This window comes from Pseudomonas sp. 2822-15 (assembly GCF_002742515.1).
Taxonomy (GTDB): domain Bacteria; phylum Pseudomonadota; class Gammaproteobacteria; order Pseudomonadales; family Pseudomonadaceae; genus Aquipseudomonas; species Aquipseudomonas salomonii.
The window spans coordinates 1-273 of the sequence record NZ_LJRY01000304.1; the positions used below are offsets into that span (position 1 = coordinate 1).

Genomic DNA, 273 nt, shown 5'->3' on the forward strand with positions numbered 1-273 from the left:
CGCATGCAGTTTTGAATATGAGGTCGGCTGCGGATTTGCATGCACTGAAGAGCTGCTTTTCTGTGGGAGCTGGCTTGCCAGCGATGCAGGCACCTCGGTCCATCAGGTACACCGAGTTGATGCCATCGCAGGCAAGCCAGCTCCCACCTTTGACCGAGTATGGCTTTGCTGTTGCTGTTGCTGTTGCTGTTGCTCTGGCTCTTACATCCTTTTCGATGACGAAGTCAGCGGTCTTTTGATCTGCGCTTGTGATCTTGATCTTGATCTGAAATC

General features: G+C 52.0%; 1 pseudogene. It reads right to left on the bottom strand.

Features of this window, described 5'->3' with window-relative positions:
* Nucleotides 1-273: pseudogene (locus tag AOA59_RS32890) on the bottom strand (hypothetical protein); the annotation flags it as partial.